We start from the raw sequence: 15,975 nt of genomic DNA on the forward strand, positions 1-15,975 counted from the left end.
GCGGCATGCTGAAACGCCTGACGGCGACGGGCGCGGCCCGCGCGACGGCGATCGGCCTGCTGCGCTCCTATCTGCGGCTCGCCATCGGCACTACGCGCTGGACGTTCGACATCCACCCCGACGCCTATCCGCTGCTGACCGGCCAAGGCGAACACTCCGTGCTGGTCGCCTTCTGGCATGAAGCGCTGGCCCTGACCCCGGCACTGCTCTGGTGGTCCACCGCCCGCAATCCCACGCTCCGGCCCCATGTCCTGATCAGCCGCAACCGCGACGGCCGGCTGATCGCCGACATCATCGCCCCCTGGGGCGCCGGCACCATCGCCGGCTCGACCGACCGCAAGGGCAAGGACAAGGGCGGGGCGGCGGCGCTACGCCAGTTGCTGGCCCTGATCCGGGGCGGCGACCCGGTCGTCATCACCCCCGACGGCCCGCGCGGCCCACGCCGGCAGGTCGAACAGGGGGTCATCGGCCTGGCCCGCCTGTCCGGCGCCCCCATCGTCCCCGTGGGCGGCTGGTGCGCCAGTTGGCGGCTGGGCGGCTGGGACCGCATGATGATCCCCCTGCCCTTCGGACGCGGCCGGATCGTCTGCGGCGCACCGATCGCCGTCACCCGCGCGGATCAGGACACAGCCCCCGCCCACCTCGCCACCGTGCTCGACGCCGCCATGCACGCCGCCACCCCCGCCCCCGCGCGCGCGACCCAAAATGTCTGGGCCGGACTGGCCACCCTGCTCGCCCCGGCCCTGACCCTGCTGCTGCATCGCCGCCTGGCACGCGGCAAGGAAGTGCGCGGGCGCCAGCGCGAGCGCATGGGCCTGACCGCCCGGCCCCGCCCAGCCGGCAGGCTGGTCTGGCTGCACGCCGCCAGCGTGGGCGAAACCCTGTCGATCCTGCCCGTGATCACGGAAATGCTGGCCCGCGCGCCCGGCCTGCATGTGCTGGTCACCACCGCCACCGTCACCGCCGCCAACCTGCTGGAGCAGCGACTGGCCGGCACGGCGGAGGGCGCGCGGGTCATCCATCAGTTCGTGCCGCTGGACGTCCCCCGCTGGATCGGCCGCTTCCTCCGCCACTGGCGCCCCGGCGCCGCCGCGCTGACCGAAAGCGAACTCTGGCCCAACCTGATCGAGGCCTGCCACCGCAAGGGCATCCCGCTGGCCCTGCTGAATGCCCGCCTGTCCGACCGCGCCCGCGCCGGATGGGGCCGCCTCCCCGGCCTGGCGGACCGCATGCTGGGCCGTTTCACATGGATCGCCGCCCGCTCGGACCTCGACGCCACCCGCCTCCGGGCACTGGGTGCCACGCGGATCGACATACCGGGCGACCTGAAGAACGCCGCCCCACCCCTGCCGGCCGATCCGGACACGATCGCTCACCTGCGTACCCTGCTGGCCGACCGTCCGGTCTGGCTGGCCGCCGCAACCCATGAGGGCGAGGAAGAACAGGTGGCCGACGCCGCCCGACAGCTCCGCGCGCGCCATCCCGACCTGCTGACCATCATCGTACCCCGCCACCCCGAACGCGGCCCGGCCATTGCCGAAACTCTGGGCAACGCCCCCCGCCGCGCGACGGGGCAGGAACCTGGCCCGAACGACGCATTCTGGATCTGCGACACGCTGGGCGAACTCGGCCTGTTCTATCGCGTCGTGCCGATCACCTTCATCGGCAACAGCCTGCCCGGCCCCGGCCGGCGCGGCGGCCACAACCCGCTGGAACCCGCCCGCTTCGGCACCGCCCTGGCCACCGGCCCCCTGACGGAAAATTTCCTCGACGCCTTCGCCCGGCTGGGAGACGCGGTGCGCGTGGTGCCCGATGCCGGCGCACTGGCCGAATGGGTCCACGTCATGCTGGCCGACCCCGCCCGCCGCGCCGAGGCCGGACATCACGCCGAGGCCGCCACCCACGCCGATTCCACCCTCCCCACCCATCTGGCCACGCGCCTGCTGGCCCTGATGGACGCACGCTGATGCGCGCCCCCCGTTTCTGGTCCGATAGCGATGGCGGCTGGCCGGCAAGACTATTGGCCCCCGCCGCCGCCCTCTACGCCCGCGCCACCGCCCGGCGGGTGCGCCAGCCGGGCTGGCATGCCCCAATCCCGGTCCTGTGCTGCGGCAACCTGACCGCCGGCGGCGCGGGCAAGACGACACTGGCGCTCGATCTGGTGGCACGGCTGGTCGCACGCGGCCGACGCGTGCATGTGCTCACACGCGGCTATGGCCGCCGCCGCGCCGGCCTGCTGCGGGTCGATTCCATCCGCCACACCGCCGCCGATGTCGGGGACGAGGCCCTGCTGCTGGCGTCCCTCGCTCCCACCCATGTCTCGGCCGATCGCGCCGCCGGCGCCCGGGCCGCCATCGCCGAGGGCGCGGATTGCCTGGTGATGGATGACGGGTTCCAGAATCCCGGTCTCCATCAGGACATGAAGCTGCTGGTCATCGACGGCGCCAGCGGCTTCGGCAACGGGCACGTCATCCCCGCCGGCCCGCTGCGCGAACCGGTCGCGGCCGGCACCGCCCGCGCCCACGCCGCCATCCTGATCGGCGACGACCGCACCGGCGCCCTCGCCCGCCTGCCGGGCCACCTGCCGGTCCTGCGCGCCGACCTGGCCATGCAGGACGCCACCCCGCTGCTGGCCGGCCAGCCGGCCATCGCCTTCGCCGGCATCGGGCGGCCGGAAAAATTCTTCGACGGACTGCGCGCCCAGGGTATCACGCCGGCAGCCTGCGTGCCCTTCGCCGACCACCACCCCTACACACCCCGCGACCTGAAACACCTGCTGGCACTGGCCGCGGCCCACGGCGCGATAGTGCTGACCACCCCAAAGGATGCAGCCCGCCTGCCCCAGGCATTCCGGGCCCGGCTCCGCACCGTCGGCGTCGGCCTCTCATGGACCGACCCGGCCGCGCCGGAACGCCTGCTGGACCAATGGCTGGAAAGCGCCCCCCGATGACCCGGCCCCGCGACGAAACCCGCCCCATCACCCGCCTGATGCGGATCGAAGCCCTGGCCGCGCGCGCTGCCCTGGAGCTGCTGCGCCGGCTGGGTCCGGTGCGGGCCTCGAATGCCGGCGGCGCGCTCTGCCGCGCCATCGGCCCGCGCCTGCCGGTCTCGCGCGTGGCCGATGCCAACCTGCGCCTGGCCATGCCGGAACTCGACGCCCCGGCCCGCCGGGCGGTCATCCGCGCGGTCTGGGACAATCTCGGCCGCACGGTGGGCGAATTTCCGCATCTCGCCGCCCTGCCGGAAAATCCGGCCTCCGGCCCCGGCTGGGATGTCGTCGGTGCCGAGCATCTGGCCGAACAGGCGGCACGCGGCGGCCCGGTCATCTTCATGTCCGGCCATATCGGCAACTGGGAAATGCTCCCCCCGGGCGTGGCCCATCACGGGCTGCCCTTCGCCTCCTTCTACCGCGCCGCCGGCAATCCGCTGGTCGACGACATGATCCGCACCCTGCGTGAAGCGGCCATGAACAAGGCAACCGGGGGCGAGCCAGTGCCCATGTTCGCCAAGGGCGCACGCGGCGCACGCGGCGCGCTGGCTCATATCGCCCGGGGCGGCCGCCTGGGCATGCTGGTGGACCAGAAGATGAATGACGGGATCGAGGCCACGCTGTTCGGCCACCCGGCCATGACCGCCCCCGCCCTGGCCGCCATGGCCCTGCGCTATCGCTGCCCCGTCATCCCCGGCTATGTCGAACGGCTGGGCCCGGCCCGCCTGCGCATCCATGTCGAACCCAAGCTGGAGCTGCCCGACAGCGGCGACCGGCAGGCCGACATCCTGGCCCTGACGCAGGCAGTCAACGACCGGCTGGAACACTGGGTCCGCGCCCGCCCCGGCACCTGGCTGTGGCTGCACCGTCGCTGGCCGAAATCGCTCAGGCCCTAGGGCCTGAGCGAAAATGCGCGCTGGCGGCGATCCGACGCGCGTTTCCTGCGCTTCGGTGCTCACGGCCATCAAGGCCGCTCCGCTCCGATGCTCGGAAAGCACACGCCGGGCGCGACCCTGCGGGCCGCTCTCGCTCGCCAGCCCACATTTTCGCTCAGGCCCTGACAGGCTGCTTCATCGCACACCCACGCACGGCCCCGTTCATGGTCAATCGGTGGCAAATTCGTCTCAGAATCGCATCAATCATAGGCAATTCACGCTGCCGATGTGACAAAGCAATGACACACATGACCAATCGCTGATTACGTTTCGATCATATGCATCATTTCGTGCCTAAAATTAGGTCTTTTTTGCAACAAATCATTGCTTTTTTGCCACATACCCGAATTTCTGCCTTTTTGGGCGGCGGGACGGATCAGATTCAATTTGGCAATGCCCGTCACCGCGCTCTAGCGTTTCCCTCGCCCCATACTCCGAGGACATGACAGATGCCCGCGACGATGATGACCCTGAAGGCGACCACTCCCTCCACCGACAATGTCGTTCCGCTGCGTGCGAATTTCCTGCCCCGCCACCGGGAATATCTGATGCGCTGGCTGGACGCCGGAACCTGCATGGGACTGTGTGACGTCGACGTCTCCCCCCGCTCCGGCAACGGCCCGATCGAGCACGTGCTGGTCTGGGTACGTGAGAACGCAGATCCCGCCTATCTGTTGCGTCCCGAAGGCATGAACTGGGTCCTGGTCGACAATCTGCGCGACCATCGGCTGGGCACCTTCAAGACGTTCGAAGCGGCGCTGTACGCAATCCGCCCCGTCCTGGCCTGCGGCGCGACCGCGGCGGCCTGAACGCCGCCGCCCCTGCCGCCCTACGTTATCGCCAACCCGTCAGCTCTGTTCCCGCGCCAGGCGCCCAGCCGCGGGACTGACAATCCGCCCACCGCCCATGGGCTGGATCTGGAAAATCGCCAGATCGCGTCGTGTCTGACCATCGGGCGTCAGCCCGAACACGCCATCCACTCCTGAAAACCCGTCCGGCCGCGTCAGGGCCTCGACCGTATAGCCATTCGGCCGGTCCGCCGGCCGCGCCCGGTCCAGCGCCCCGACCAGCGCCGAGGCATCATAGGCCAGATCGCTCAGCGGCGTCGGCATGGTGTGATAACGCGCCATATAGAGCTGGACGAAACGCTGCCGCGCCGCCGGGTCGGGCGCCGCGTACCACGCGCCCTGCAACGGCCCCAGCTTGCCGGCAAACGACGCCCACAGCGCCGTCCCCAGAATCCGCACCGGCGGCAGGCCGCCATTCGCCGGCACCGACGAAGCGCTCGAGGCATCAGCCCTCGCGGCAGCACCTGCTGGCGGCGGCGGCACGCCGATCACCTGGAACGACTGCAACGCGTCGATCACCGCCGCCAGTTGCAGTCCGGTATCGGCCAGCAGCAGCGCATCGAAGGGCGGCGGCCCCGGCCGCGACGGTGCGGGCACCGGCTGCGCCTGCTGCACCGCCCCACCCACCGGATCGACCGCCGCCGCCGCATCGGGCGGCAGCGCGGCCTGGGCGGCAGGCTGTGCCGCGCTCATGCGCGCATCGTAATTGGACAGGGTCTTCAACCCCTGCGTGATGCTGGCGGGGCTGTCGGTATGATAGACGATCTGGGGCACGGCCAGGCCCCGCGCCGCGCAATCCTGCACCAGCGCACGCCCCATCGCCCGGCCCAGCGCCGTCCCGGGCAGGAAGGCGGCAAAATGCTGCCGCCCCTCGGCCTGCGCCGCCGCCACCATCCGCGCGACCTGCTGCTCCGGCGCGATCCCCAGCGCCCACACGCCGGGCCGGCCGACCGACACGTCGCTGGTAAAGGCCAGCATCGGCACCGGGCCCGTCGTGGAAACAGAAGCCGCCTGCATGGTCTCGGCGGCGGTCAGCGGCCCCAGGATCACGCCATCGCCGGCCGCCAGGGCCGCCTGCGCCGCCGCCCCCGCACCACCGGGCGCACCTGTATCCCGAATATCCAGCGGCGGGGCCGTCGGGCTGCCCAGCGCCATCCGCGTCGCCGACAGCATCGCCTGGCCCAGCCGCGCATTGCCGCCACTCAGCGGCAGCAGCACGCCGACCGTGCGGCCCGGTACCACCGCCGCCGGCGCCGCCGGGGTCACCGTCGCCGCCGGACCGCCCCCCTCGGGGCCGGCACAGGCGGCCAGTCCGGCCAATGATGCCGCCAGCAGCAGTCCGGCCTTGCCAGAGGGGCCATGACGGGCTGAATCTGCAGGCCGTTTCTGCATCCGGGTTGCGAATGACCGATTCATCTTCCTCGTCCCTGCCTTTCCACGCACCCCATGAAGCGGTGTCCTCCAAACCTGCGCCATCTTCCCATAGCGGAGCCGACCCCGCCCGTCATGCCCCCGGCCCGGACGACACCGTCCCACCGGCCGAAGACCCCACCGAAGACGAGGACGCTCTCGCCCCCGCCGGCCATCCCGGCGGGGGCGTCCTGACCCTCGTCTCCACGCCCATCGGCAATCTCGGCGATTTCAGCGACCGCGCGGCCGCAACCCTGGCGGAAGCCGACCTGATCCTGTGCGAGGACACCCGCACCAGCGCGCGCCTGCTGACCGCGCGCGGCATTACCACCCGCACCGAGCCCCTGCACGACCATAACGAACAGCACCGCATTCCCGCCCTGATCGCTCAACTGGAACGCGGCCGCCGCATCGCCATCATTTCCGACGCCGGCACGCCGCTGCTCTCCGACCCCGGCTTCCGCCTGGCACGGGCGGCCATCGCGGCCGACATCACGCTGACGGCGGTGCCCGGCCCCAACGCCGCCATCACGGCGCTGACCCTGTCGGGCCTGCCGCCGCACCCGTTCATGTTCTCGGGCTTCCTGCCGCCCCGCTCGGCGGCGCGGCGCGAGGTCATGGGCAGGCTGCGCGCCGCCGAGCAGGCCGGCCTGTCCGCCACCCTGATCTGGCACGAGGCCCCGCACCGGCTGGCCGAAATGCTGGCCGACCTGGCCGACATCTTCGGCACCGACCGCCCCGCCGCCGTGGCGCGCGAACTGACAAAACGGTTCGAGGAAGTACGGCGCGGCCCGGTGGGCACGCTCGCCGCCTGGTACGCCGACAATCGGGCGCGGGGCGAAATCACCGTCCTGCTGGGCCCGCCGGCCGAGGATGACGGCGGCGCCGGCGATCTGGACGACCGTCTGCGCGCGGCACTGGCCACCCTGTCGGTCAAGGATGCGGCTTCCCTGGTCGCGGGCGCGATCAACCTGCCCCGCCGCACGGTCTATGCCCGCGCGCTGGAACTGGCCCGGCAGGCCGACGACCCGCACTGCTAGCGCCTGCCCGCCGGCGGAAGGGCCACCCGGCACGCCCCGCCTATCGGTCACCGATATTCGTATCGAACAGCCCGTCCGGCATCGGGCCGCCCCCCAGGCGGACATTGAACAGATCGACCTGCGTCGCCTGCCCCTGCGCGTCCACCACGCTCCATGAGCGCAGCGACAATGGATTGTCATGGAACACCAGTGTCAGGCTCCCGTCTCCCGGCGAGGCCGTCCGCACCAGCGTGACCTGCACCAACCCGTTGGCATGCGCAAAGGCCGTAACGGTCACATCGCCCGACAGTTGCAGGCCGGGGCGCAGCAGCAACCCCAGGGGCGTCTTGTCCAGCGGCAGGGTCGTGGTCTGGCCCAACTGGCTGTCGTTGAAGACCACCTGCCCATGATTGGCCACCAGCAGCAGCGGGCTGGGCTTGTCATATTCAAAGCGCATCCGCCCCGGCCGGTCCAGCCACGCGGTGCCCGTGGCCCGCTTGCCGTCCGGCGCCAGTTGCTGGAACTGCGCCTCCAGCGTCGTGATCCCGTCCAGATAGGTCTGGATACGCTGCACCCAGCCCCGATCGGCAGGCGAAAGCGCCGCCGCCACGGTCTGGGCGTGCGACGCCGCGACAGGCAGGCAGCCCATGGCCACCAGCCCGCCCAGCAGGCAGGTCGCGATACGGGTCGATAAAGGGGGCAGGCGGTTCGGTCGCGTCATGGTATCCGGTCGGTGGCAGCACATTGGCCGCCCGAACGCCCCGTCAGGGCGCCGGTTCGGTCCGACTTCGTTGCCCGATCATTCCGGCAAGATCAAGGCGCTGCCCCCGATGCACCCGCCCTGTCCACCCGCCCTATCGCAGACGCCCCGACGCCACCAGCGCCGCCAGCCCCTCCGGCACGGGCATGTCCGCCGGCAGTTCCGGCGCCGGGCACGGCGCATCCAGCACGGTGCGCATTGGAATCACGCCGGCCCAGACCGGATAATCGCCCTCCGCCCCATCGCCCGGCGGCGCGTCGCGTACCTTCACGCTGGCCTCCTCGATATCCATCCACAATATAGCGGTCGCCTTGCGTTCCTGATCGGTCATCGGCCGCAGCGTCTCCCACCGGCCGGGAAAGAAATCCTCGATCATGTCGCGCAGCGCGGCGGCAATCGCCTCCTCCCCCTCCAGCAGATTGGCGGTGCCGAATACCATGGCCGAGCGATAATTGACCGAATGGCTGAAGGCCGAGCGCGCCATCACATACCCGTCCATCCGGCTGCATGTCAGGCACACGGGCATCCCCCGCGCCGCGCGCAGAAACCGGCTGGCCGCCGAGCCATGCCAATAGACCCGGTCTCCCACCCGCCAGTGCAGCGTCGGCGTCACATAGGGCGCGCCATCGACCACATAACCCACATGACACAAGGGCGAGGCATCCAGCACGGCATACACATCCGCCCGCGCGTGGCTGCCGCGCTCATGGGCACGCCGCACCCGGCTGCGCTGGGTCACGGGGTAGGACTCGGTCATCACAGGCTCCTGTTGTCGCCCACCGACGCTGGACGGAAAACGGTCTGGCGTTAACATCCAGTTCTTCCATTTCCATCAGACCAGTTGAGCCCCCGTTGAGCCCACCGTGACCGACGCACCCCGTCCTCCGCAGCCCGCCTGGCTGGTCCTCACCCCCGAATCCGGCCCGCTGGAAAGCCAGATCCACCGCGCAATCCGCGAGCGGGTCCTGGCCGGGCAGCTCGCCGCCGGCGACCGCCTGCCCTCCAGCCGCGCCCTGGCCCGCGCGCTCGGCGTGGCGCGTTCCACCATCGTGCTGGCCTATGACCGGCTGCGCGCCGAAGGCTTCCTCGACGCCCGCGCCGGCTCCGCCACCCGCGTCGCATCCCTGCCCGCCCCGCCGCTCCACGGGCACACGGCCCCGCCGCCATCTCCCGTCCCCGGCACGCCGGATATCGTGCCCGACGCCCTGCGCCCCGGCCTGCCCGATCTCGCATCCTTCCCGCATGCCGCCTGGGCCCGGTGCCTCGGCGCCCGCGCCCGCGCCGGCCGGCTGATCGACCTGGGCTACGGGGGCCGCGCCGCCGGCGCCCCGGAACTGCGCGCCGCCATCCTCTCCCACGTCCGGGCCACACGCGGCGTCGTCGCCACACCCGATCAGGTCGTCATCGTCCCGTCGATCCGCGTCGCCGTCGAAGCCATCGCCCGCATCGCCCTCTCCGCCGCCGCCGACCCCGTCGCCTGGGTCGAGGAACCGGGCTACATCCCCATCCACGCCATCCTGAAAGCCGCCGGCGCCCGGCTGGTGCCCCTCCCCTGCGACAGCGAAGGCATGGACGTCACCCACGCGCCCGGCCCGCCCCCGCGCCTGATCTGCGTCACCCCCTCGCACCAGTACCCGACCGGCGCGGATATGAGCCTGCGCCGCCGCCTGGCCGTACTCGCCCACGCCCACGCCAGCGGCACCGTGGTGCTGGAAGACGATTACGACAGCGAATTCCAGTACGACACCCGCCCGGTCGCCGCCCTGCAAGGCATCGACCGCACCGGATCGGTCGCCTATCTGGGCACGTTCTCCAAGATCCTCGCCCCCGGCCTGCGCGTCGCCTACGCCGTGCTGCCGCCCCGGCTGGTCGCCCCCGTCACCGATTTCCTCTCCGGACGCGGCATCGCGGTGCCGATCCATCTCCAGCTCGCCCTCGCCGATTTCATCACCGACGGCCACCTGCGCGCCCATATCCGCCGCATGAACACCCTCTACGCCGACCGCATGGCCGGCGCCCTCGCCGCCCTGCACCGCCATTGCGACACTGTGCTGATCCCCGGCCCCGGCACGGGCGGCCTGCAACTGGCCGCGCGCTTCACCGATCCCACGCGCGACGACCGCTCCATCGCCCGCCGCCTATGGTCGCAAGGGCTCGGGGTCCGCCCACTCTCGGACTATCATCTGGGCCCCACCCAACCCGGCCTGCTGCTGGGCATCGCCTCCGCCACGCCGGAGGCCATGGATCGCGCGGCACGGGTGATTCGCGCGTGTCTGTAGATGTTCTTTTTTAAAAAAAAGAACCAAAAAACTTTTGATTCGTTCAGGAGTTTTTTGCTGGGGCACACGATGTCCCAAACGAATAAAAGTCTTTTTGCTTCTTTTTCTTCAGAAAAAGAAGAACCCTTAACCCGCAGACCCGATCAAGATCCCGGCCGCAAACACCAACGCCCCACCGAAGACAATCTGCACCACCGCCGAGCCGAACGGCGTATCCTGATACCGCCACCGCACCCAGGAAATCAGCAGCAACTCGACCACCACCACGGCCACGGCCACACTCATGGCCAGCGGAAACCGGTCGATCAGGAACGGCACGGTATGGCCGATCCCCCCGGCCGTGGTCATCAGCCCGCAGATCAACCCGCGCAGCAGCGGCGCCCCGCGCCCCGACAATTTGCCGTCATCCGACAGCGCCTCGGCAAATCCCATGGAAATCCCGGCCCCGACCGACGCCGCGATCCCGACCAGAAAAGCCTCCCATGGCCGGTGCGAGGCAAAAGCCGCCGCAAACACCGGCGCCAACGTGGAGACCGACCCATCCATCAGCCCCACCAGACCGGGCTGGATCACCTGCAATACGAAGCGCCGCCGCGCGTCCTCGTCCTCATCCTCGCGCTTGCTGGCCGGCAGGCGGTTCAGTTCGATCTCACCCGCCGTCTGCTCGTGCCGGTCCTCGGCCACCGCCAGATCGCCCAGAAGCTTGCGCGTGGCGGCATCGGTCGTGCGCAACGCCGCCTGCCGATAGAAACGCGCCGCATCCATCTCCATCTGCCGCGCATAGCCGCGCACGGCTTCGATCCCCAGCCCCTGCACCTGCCAGGCCGGCCGGCGGACCATGACCCCAGCGATATCCTGCCTGCGAATCAGCGGAATATGCTGGCCGAACCGCCCCACATACAGGTCGATCAGGTCGCGCCGATGCTCGTTCTCCTCATGCACCATGTCCGTAAAAATCATGGCCGTATCAGGATATTTTTCACGAATGGCATAGGCGAAATCGGCATAGATCCGCGCGTCTTCCTCCTCGTTCGAAATCGCGAGGGCAAGGATTTCCTGATCGTTCAGCGTCGTGAATTTGCGCATGGCCACTATATGCCGGAACCCTCCGGTCCTGCACAAGATGTTTCGATATCGTGAGAATTAGTCGCGTTATCGACTACAAGGAAACAAACACCGCCAGCACGTCTCTCCACGAAGAGCCTGGCCGAAAATGTGGGCTGGCGAGCGAGAGCGGCCCAAGGGGCCGCGCCCGGCGTGTGTTTCCGAGCATCGGAGCGGAGTGGCCTTGATGGCCATGAGCACCGAAGCGCAGGCAACACGCGCCGGATCGCCGCCAGCGCGCATTTTCGGTCGGGCTCTCAGACGGCGGCTTCGGCGAAGATCCTGCTCACATCGCCCTGCCAGACGCCATGATACCGCTCCAGCCAATACTCGGCCTGGGTCGGCGCGCCAGTCACGATCGCCTGCAACGGGGCCAGCAGATGGCTCTCATCCCGCCCGTTATTATCCGTCACCGCGCGCGCGCGCAGCCCGTCGGTCGCAATCGCGACCATGCGGGCAGCCAGATCGCGCGCCGTCCCACCGGCCCACGGCGCATCCAGCCCCCGGCGCGGCACGGCGGCACGCAGCGCCACATAGTCCGTCCAGCCCTGCTCGCGCACCAGCGCGTCGGCGGCCGTCAGCGCCGCATCGTCATACAGCAGCCCGACCCACAAGGCGGACTGCGCCAGCATCATCTCCGGCGACCCGGCATCCGCGCCGCGCATTTCCAGGAAGCGCTTCAGCCGCACGTCGGTAAAGGCGGTGGTCAGATGGTCCTCGAAATCGCCGACGGTCGGCACCAGCCCCTCCAGCCCGTCCTGCCGCTCGCCCTTCATCCAGGCCCGGAACGACCGCCCGGCCACATCCAGGATCTGCCCGTCACGCACGATGAAATACATCGGCACGTCCAGCAGCCATTCCACATAGGCCGCGAACCCGAAGGACGGATCGAAGAAGGCCAGCGGCATGCCCGAGCGCACATTGTCGGTATCGGTCCACACATGGGCACGGTTGGAGAGCAGCCCGTTCGGCTTCCCCTCATAGAAAGGCGAATTGGCGAACAGCGCGGTCGCCACCGGCTGCAACGCCAGAGACACGCGCAGCTTGCGCAGCATGTCGGTCTCGGAGGCGAAATCCAGATTGACCTGCACGGTGCAGGTCCGTGTCATCATATCCAGCCCCAGCGTGCCGACCTTGGGCATGTAGTTGCGCATGATCGCATAGCGGCTCTTGGGCATCCACGGCATGTCCGCGCGGCGCGCCAGCGGGTGAAAGCCCAGCGGCGCGAAACCGATGCCCAGCGAGCGCGAAATGGGGCGGATCGCCTCGAAATGCCGGGCCATCTCATGGCCCGTATCGTGCAGGCTGGCCAGCGGCGCGCCCGACAGTTCGAACTGCCCCGCCGGCTCCAGCGACACCGAGCCGCCGCGCTCGGAGCCGATGCCCTTCAGCCCGATCAGCTTGCCCTTGTCCTCGATCGCTTCCCACCTGCCGCCGCCATCCTGGCGGTTCAGGTCGGTCAGGATCTCGCCAATCCCGTCGGGTGCATAGGGCGGAGGCATCCAGGGCGCCCGCCCCGGCCCGGCGGCAGCCGGCAGGACAAAGCCGAATTTCTCATGCTCGGTGCCGATGCGCCACCGTTCGCGTGGCTTGCCCCCATCCGCCAGCAACCCGGCCAGTTGGCCGATCGATTCAATAGGGGTGATATCTTGCTCGCCGGGGTTCGACATCGTTTCTGAATAAGCCTTCAAAGACAGAACGGATCGACGGATGGGTCCGTCGCAGCCATGCGACCGACCGGTCGGTTAGCGCGAATCTGCACCAGACGCGCGCCGGAAGCCAGCCCCCATCAGGGACAGGCCGCATGCCGCCGCCGTGTCCGCCCGCAGGATCAGTTTTCCCAGCGTGATCATCCTGACAAACGGCCGCGCACGCAACATCCGCCGCTCGGCATCGGAAAAGCCGCCCTCGGGGCCGACCAGCAGCCCGTCCCCATCGGCCACGCGGTCGATCTCCCCTACCCCGTCATCCGGCCCGCTGCGCTCGGCCGCCACGAACAGGGTACGCCCGGCCGGCCACGCCGCCAGATGCTCGGGCAGGCGCGCCGGTTCGCCGATCGCCGGCACATCCAGCCGCTCGCATTGTTCCGCCGCCTCGACGGCAATCGCTTCCAGCCGTCCGACATTCACCCGGTGGGTATTGGTGCGCTCGGTCAGCACGGGCAGAAAGCGCGTCACCCCCAGCTCCGTGCCCATGCGCACCACCATGTCGGTGGCATCGCGCTTCAGCGGCGCGAACAGCAGCACCGGCCCACGGGCCGGCTCCGGCGCGCGGCGGCGATGCAGCAGCCGCACCTGCGCACGGTCGCGCCGCACCGCCACCAGGCTGGCCAGCCACTCCCCGTCCCGGGCATTGAACAGCGCGACTTCCGCCCCCGGCGCCATCCGCATCACGGTGCCGAGATAATGGGCCTGACCCGGCTCCAGATCGCGTACCGCATCCGCCTCCATCGGCGGCCGGCCGGCCGGATCGGCGAACAGGCGGGGACAATCCTTCATGACGACATCACCTCCGACCTGCCGGCAACGCGCCCTCCCGCGTCCGGCCCTTGACCACGTCCCTCCCCCGCCCCATCACACGCGGGCACGAGAGGCTGTTTCAAAAGCCCTCTCAGCTGCACCCGATGCCTTTATTGTGCCCGTGTGTCCAGACGGAGACCCCAGCGTGACCCCGCTTCCCCATACCGACATCCGGACCACAGGCTGGATCAGCCACCTGCCGGCAGCCCTGCGCCCCTACGCGCTGCTGGCCCGGCTGGACCGCCCCATCGGCACCTGGCTGCTGTTCCTGCCCGGCCTGTGGGGCATCCTGCTGCCCGGCGGGGTCGCGGCCGTCGAGCGCCTGCGGCTGACGCTGCTGTTCGCCTTCGGCAGCGTGGTGATGCGGTCGGCCGGCTGCGTGGTCAACGATATGTGGGATCGCGACATCGACCGCATGGTGGCACGCACGGCCGGCCGGCCGCTGGCCTCGGGCGCGCTGCGCATGCGCCAGGCCGCCTGGTTCCTCGCCCTGCTGCTGGCGATCGGGCTGATCATCCTGCTCCAGCTCAATCCGCTGTGCCGCGTGCTGGGCGTGGGGTCGCTGCTGCTGGTGGGGCTGTATCCGCTGGCCAAGCGCTTCACCTGGTGGCCCCAACTGGTCATGGGCTTCACCTTCGGCTTCGGCGCCCCGATGGGCTACGCGGCGGCGGCCGGGCGCATCGACGCCGCCTGGGCGGCGCTCTATGCCGCCACCATCCTGTGGCAGCTCGGCTTCGACACGATCTACGGCTTCCAGGACATGGAGGACGATGCGCGCATCGGCGTCAAATCGACCTCGCGCCTGTGGGCGGGCCAGCCCCGGCTGTTCGTCGGCACGTGCTACGCGCTGGCGGTGCTGGCCCTGCTGCTGGCCGGCTGGCTGGCCGGCTGCACCATCGGCTTCTGGGTGGCGATGGTGCTGCCTTCCGTCGCGCTGGGCTGGCAGGTCGCCCATCTCGACAGCACCGATCCGCGCCGCTGCCTGATGCTGTTCCGCTTCAACCGCGAGACAGGGCTGGCGGTCGCCCTGGCCATCCTGGCCGGACTCACCAGCCGATGAGCACCCGCCCCGATCCCGAATCCTTCATCCTCGCCAACACCAGCCCCGCCCACGCCCCGCTGGTGCCCGAAATCACGCTGCACCTCGCCACCCAGATCACCCCGATATGGCAGGCCAGCGAGGACTGGCTGACCCGACAGGGTATCGAACCACCTTTCTGGGCCTTCGCCTGGCCGGGCGGCCAGTTGCTGGCCCGCCATATCCTGGATAATCCCGCCCTGGTCGCCGGGCGCCGGGTGCTGGATTTCGCGGCCGGATGCGGCATCGCCGCCATCGCCTGCGCGCAGGCCGGCGCCAGCATGGTGGAGGCCGCCGAAATCGACCCGCTGGCCGTCGCCGCCATCACGCTCAACGCCCGCGCCAACGGCGTGGCGATCGCCGCCACCGGGCAGGACCTGGTCGGCACCACCCCGCGCTGGGACCTGATCCTGTGCGGCGATGTCTGCTACGAAAACCCGATGACCGAGCATATCCTGCCCTGGCTGCGCACCGCCGCGCGCACCGCCGAGGTCTGGATCGCCGATCCCGGCCGCGCCTACCTGCCCCGCGCCGGCCTGCACCCCATTATCACCCGCGACGTCCCGACCACCCGCGAACTCGAGGATCGGGAGACCAGACGCACCACCCTCTACCGCATCACCCCCTGAGCCTGCCTGGAAATGCGCGCTGGTGGCGATCCGACGCGCGTTTCCTGCGCGTCGGTGCTCACGGCCATCAAGGCCGCTCCGCTCCGATGCTCGAAAACACACGCCGGGCGCGGCCCGTTCCGGTCCGCTCTCGCTCACCAGCCCACATTTCCAGACAGGCTCCGATCAGAAAGGCGCGCCGATCGCGATCCGACGCGCGTTTCCTGCGCGTCGGTGCTCACGGCCATCAAGGCCGCTCCGCTCCGATGCTCGAAAACACACGCCGGGCGCGGCCCGTTCCGGTCCGCTCTCGCTCACCAGCCCACATTTCCAGACAGGCTCCGATCAGAAAGGCGCGCCGATCGCGATCCGACGCGCGTTTCCTGCGCGTCGGTGCTCACGGCCATCAAGGCCGCTCCGCTCCGA

General features: G+C 70.0%; 14 protein-coding genes. 8 read left to right on the forward strand and 6 right to left on the reverse strand.

Translation table 11 applies throughout. The features are described from left to right. Nucleotides 1-5 precede the first annotated feature (5 nt). The 4 genes from HLH36_RS03865 (at nt 6) to HLH36_RS03880 (ending at nt 4,733) form a co-directional block, all read left to right on the forward strand. Complete coding sequence (locus tag HLH36_RS03865; RefSeq protein WP_182985147.1) at nt 6-1,967, forward strand: glycosyltransferase N-terminal domain-containing protein; 1,962 nt, start codon at nt 6-8, stop codon at nt 1,965-1,967. Continuing rightward, nucleotides 1,967-2,950: a tetraacyldisaccharide 4'-kinase gene (gene lpxK, locus HLH36_RS03870; protein WP_182985148.1), complete on the forward strand. Its 984-nt coding sequence runs from the start codon at nt 1,967-1,969 to the stop codon at nt 2,948-2,950. Before HLH36_RS03865 ends, lpxK begins: the two co-directional genes overlap by 1 nt. Continuing rightward, nucleotides 2,947-3,885, forward strand: a complete 939-nt coding sequence (locus HLH36_RS03875; RefSeq protein ID WP_182985149.1) for a lysophospholipid acyltransferase family protein — start codon at nt 2,947-2,949, stop codon at nt 3,883-3,885. Before lpxK ends, HLH36_RS03875 begins: the two co-directional genes overlap by 4 nt. 488 nt (nt 3,886-4,373) lie before the next feature. Beyond that, nucleotides 4,374-4,733 carry a hypothetical protein gene (locus HLH36_RS03880; protein WP_246376405.1) on the forward strand — a complete coding sequence of 120 codons (360 nt, stop codon included), beginning with the start codon at nt 4,374-4,376 and terminating at the stop codon, nt 4,731-4,733. A gap of 39 nt (nt 4,734-4,772) precedes the next feature. On the opposite strand, the gene HLH36_RS03885 is transcribed toward HLH36_RS03880, so the two are convergent. Beyond that, entirely contained in the window at nt 4,773-6,188 is a 1,416-nt protein-coding gene (locus HLH36_RS03885) for a penicillin-binding protein activator (protein ID WP_246376406.1), read from the reverse strand. Between HLH36_RS03885 and rsmI the strand changes: the two genes are divergently transcribed. After that, nucleotides 6,176-7,222 (forward strand): 16S rRNA (cytidine(1402)-2'-O)-methyltransferase, encoded by a 1,047-nt coding sequence (gene rsmI / locus HLH36_RS03890; protein ID WP_246376408.1) that lies wholly within the window; start codon nt 6,176-6,178, stop codon nt 7,220-7,222. The two genes, HLH36_RS03885 and rsmI, sit on opposite strands and share 13 nt — an antisense overlap. Before the next feature lie 40 nt (nt 7,223-7,262). On the opposite strand, the gene HLH36_RS03895 is transcribed toward rsmI, so the two are convergent. Both HLH36_RS03895 and HLH36_RS03900 read right to left on the reverse strand, forming a co-directional pair. Further along, nucleotides 7,263-7,922 (reverse strand): LolA family protein, encoded by a 660-nt coding sequence (locus HLH36_RS03895; RefSeq protein WP_182985150.1) that lies wholly within the window; start codon nt 7,920-7,922, stop codon nt 7,263-7,265. A gap of 133 nt (nt 7,923-8,055) precedes the next feature. Further along, on the reverse strand, nt 8,056-8,718 hold the full coding sequence (locus HLH36_RS03900; RefSeq protein WP_182985151.1) for a pyridoxamine 5'-phosphate oxidase family protein: 663 nt from the start codon (nt 8,716-8,718) through the stop codon (nt 8,056-8,058). A gap of 106 nt (nt 8,719-8,824) precedes the next feature. On the opposite strand from HLH36_RS03900, the gene pdxR reads away from it, so the two are divergent. Continuing rightward, on the forward strand, nt 8,825-10,240 hold the full coding sequence (gene pdxR / locus HLH36_RS03905; protein ID WP_220792691.1) for a MocR-like pyridoxine biosynthesis transcription factor PdxR: 1,416 nt from the start codon (nt 8,825-8,827) through the stop codon (nt 10,238-10,240). 126 nt (nt 10,241-10,366) lie between these two features. Here the strand turns inward: pdxR and mbfA are convergent, their stop codons facing one another. The 3 genes from mbfA to HLH36_RS03920 all read right to left on the reverse strand — a co-directional run bounded on the left by mbfA (nt 10,367) and on the right by HLH36_RS03920 (nt 13,842). Beyond that, on the reverse strand, nt 10,367-11,326 hold the full coding sequence (gene mbfA / locus HLH36_RS03910) for an iron exporter MbfA (protein ID WP_182985152.1): 960 nt from the start codon (nt 11,324-11,326) through the stop codon (nt 10,367-10,369). A gap of 275 nt (nt 11,327-11,601) precedes the next feature. Next, a complete protein-coding gene (locus tag HLH36_RS03915; RefSeq protein WP_182985153.1) occupies nt 11,602-13,014 on the reverse strand; it encodes a glutamate--cysteine ligase in 1,413 nt (470 codons plus the stop codon). Nucleotides 13,015-13,089: 75 nt separating this feature from the next. Continuing rightward, nucleotides 13,090-13,842 (reverse strand): 16S rRNA (uracil(1498)-N(3))-methyltransferase, encoded by a 753-nt coding sequence (locus HLH36_RS03920; protein WP_182985154.1) that lies wholly within the window; start codon nt 13,840-13,842, stop codon nt 13,090-13,092. Nucleotides 13,843-14,008: 166 nt separating this feature from the next. Here HLH36_RS03920 and ubiA point away from each other — a divergent pair, with 166 nt between their 5' ends. Both ubiA and HLH36_RS03930 read left to right on the forward strand, forming a co-directional pair. Continuing rightward, nucleotides 14,009-14,923 carry a 4-hydroxybenzoate octaprenyltransferase gene (gene ubiA / locus HLH36_RS03925; protein ID WP_182985155.1) on the forward strand — a complete coding sequence of 305 codons (915 nt, stop codon included), beginning with the start codon at nt 14,009-14,011 and terminating at the stop codon, nt 14,921-14,923. Then, nucleotides 14,920-15,570 (forward strand): class I SAM-dependent methyltransferase, encoded by a 651-nt coding sequence (locus HLH36_RS03930; RefSeq protein WP_182985156.1) that lies wholly within the window; start codon nt 14,920-14,922, stop codon nt 15,568-15,570. The genes ubiA and HLH36_RS03930 overlap by 4 nt, the downstream gene beginning before the upstream one ends. Nucleotides 15,571-15,975: the final 405 nt, after the last annotated feature.

Source organism: Gluconacetobacter aggeris, assembly GCF_014174395.1.
GTDB lineage: Bacteria > Pseudomonadota > Alphaproteobacteria > Acetobacterales > Acetobacteraceae > Gluconacetobacter > Gluconacetobacter aggeris.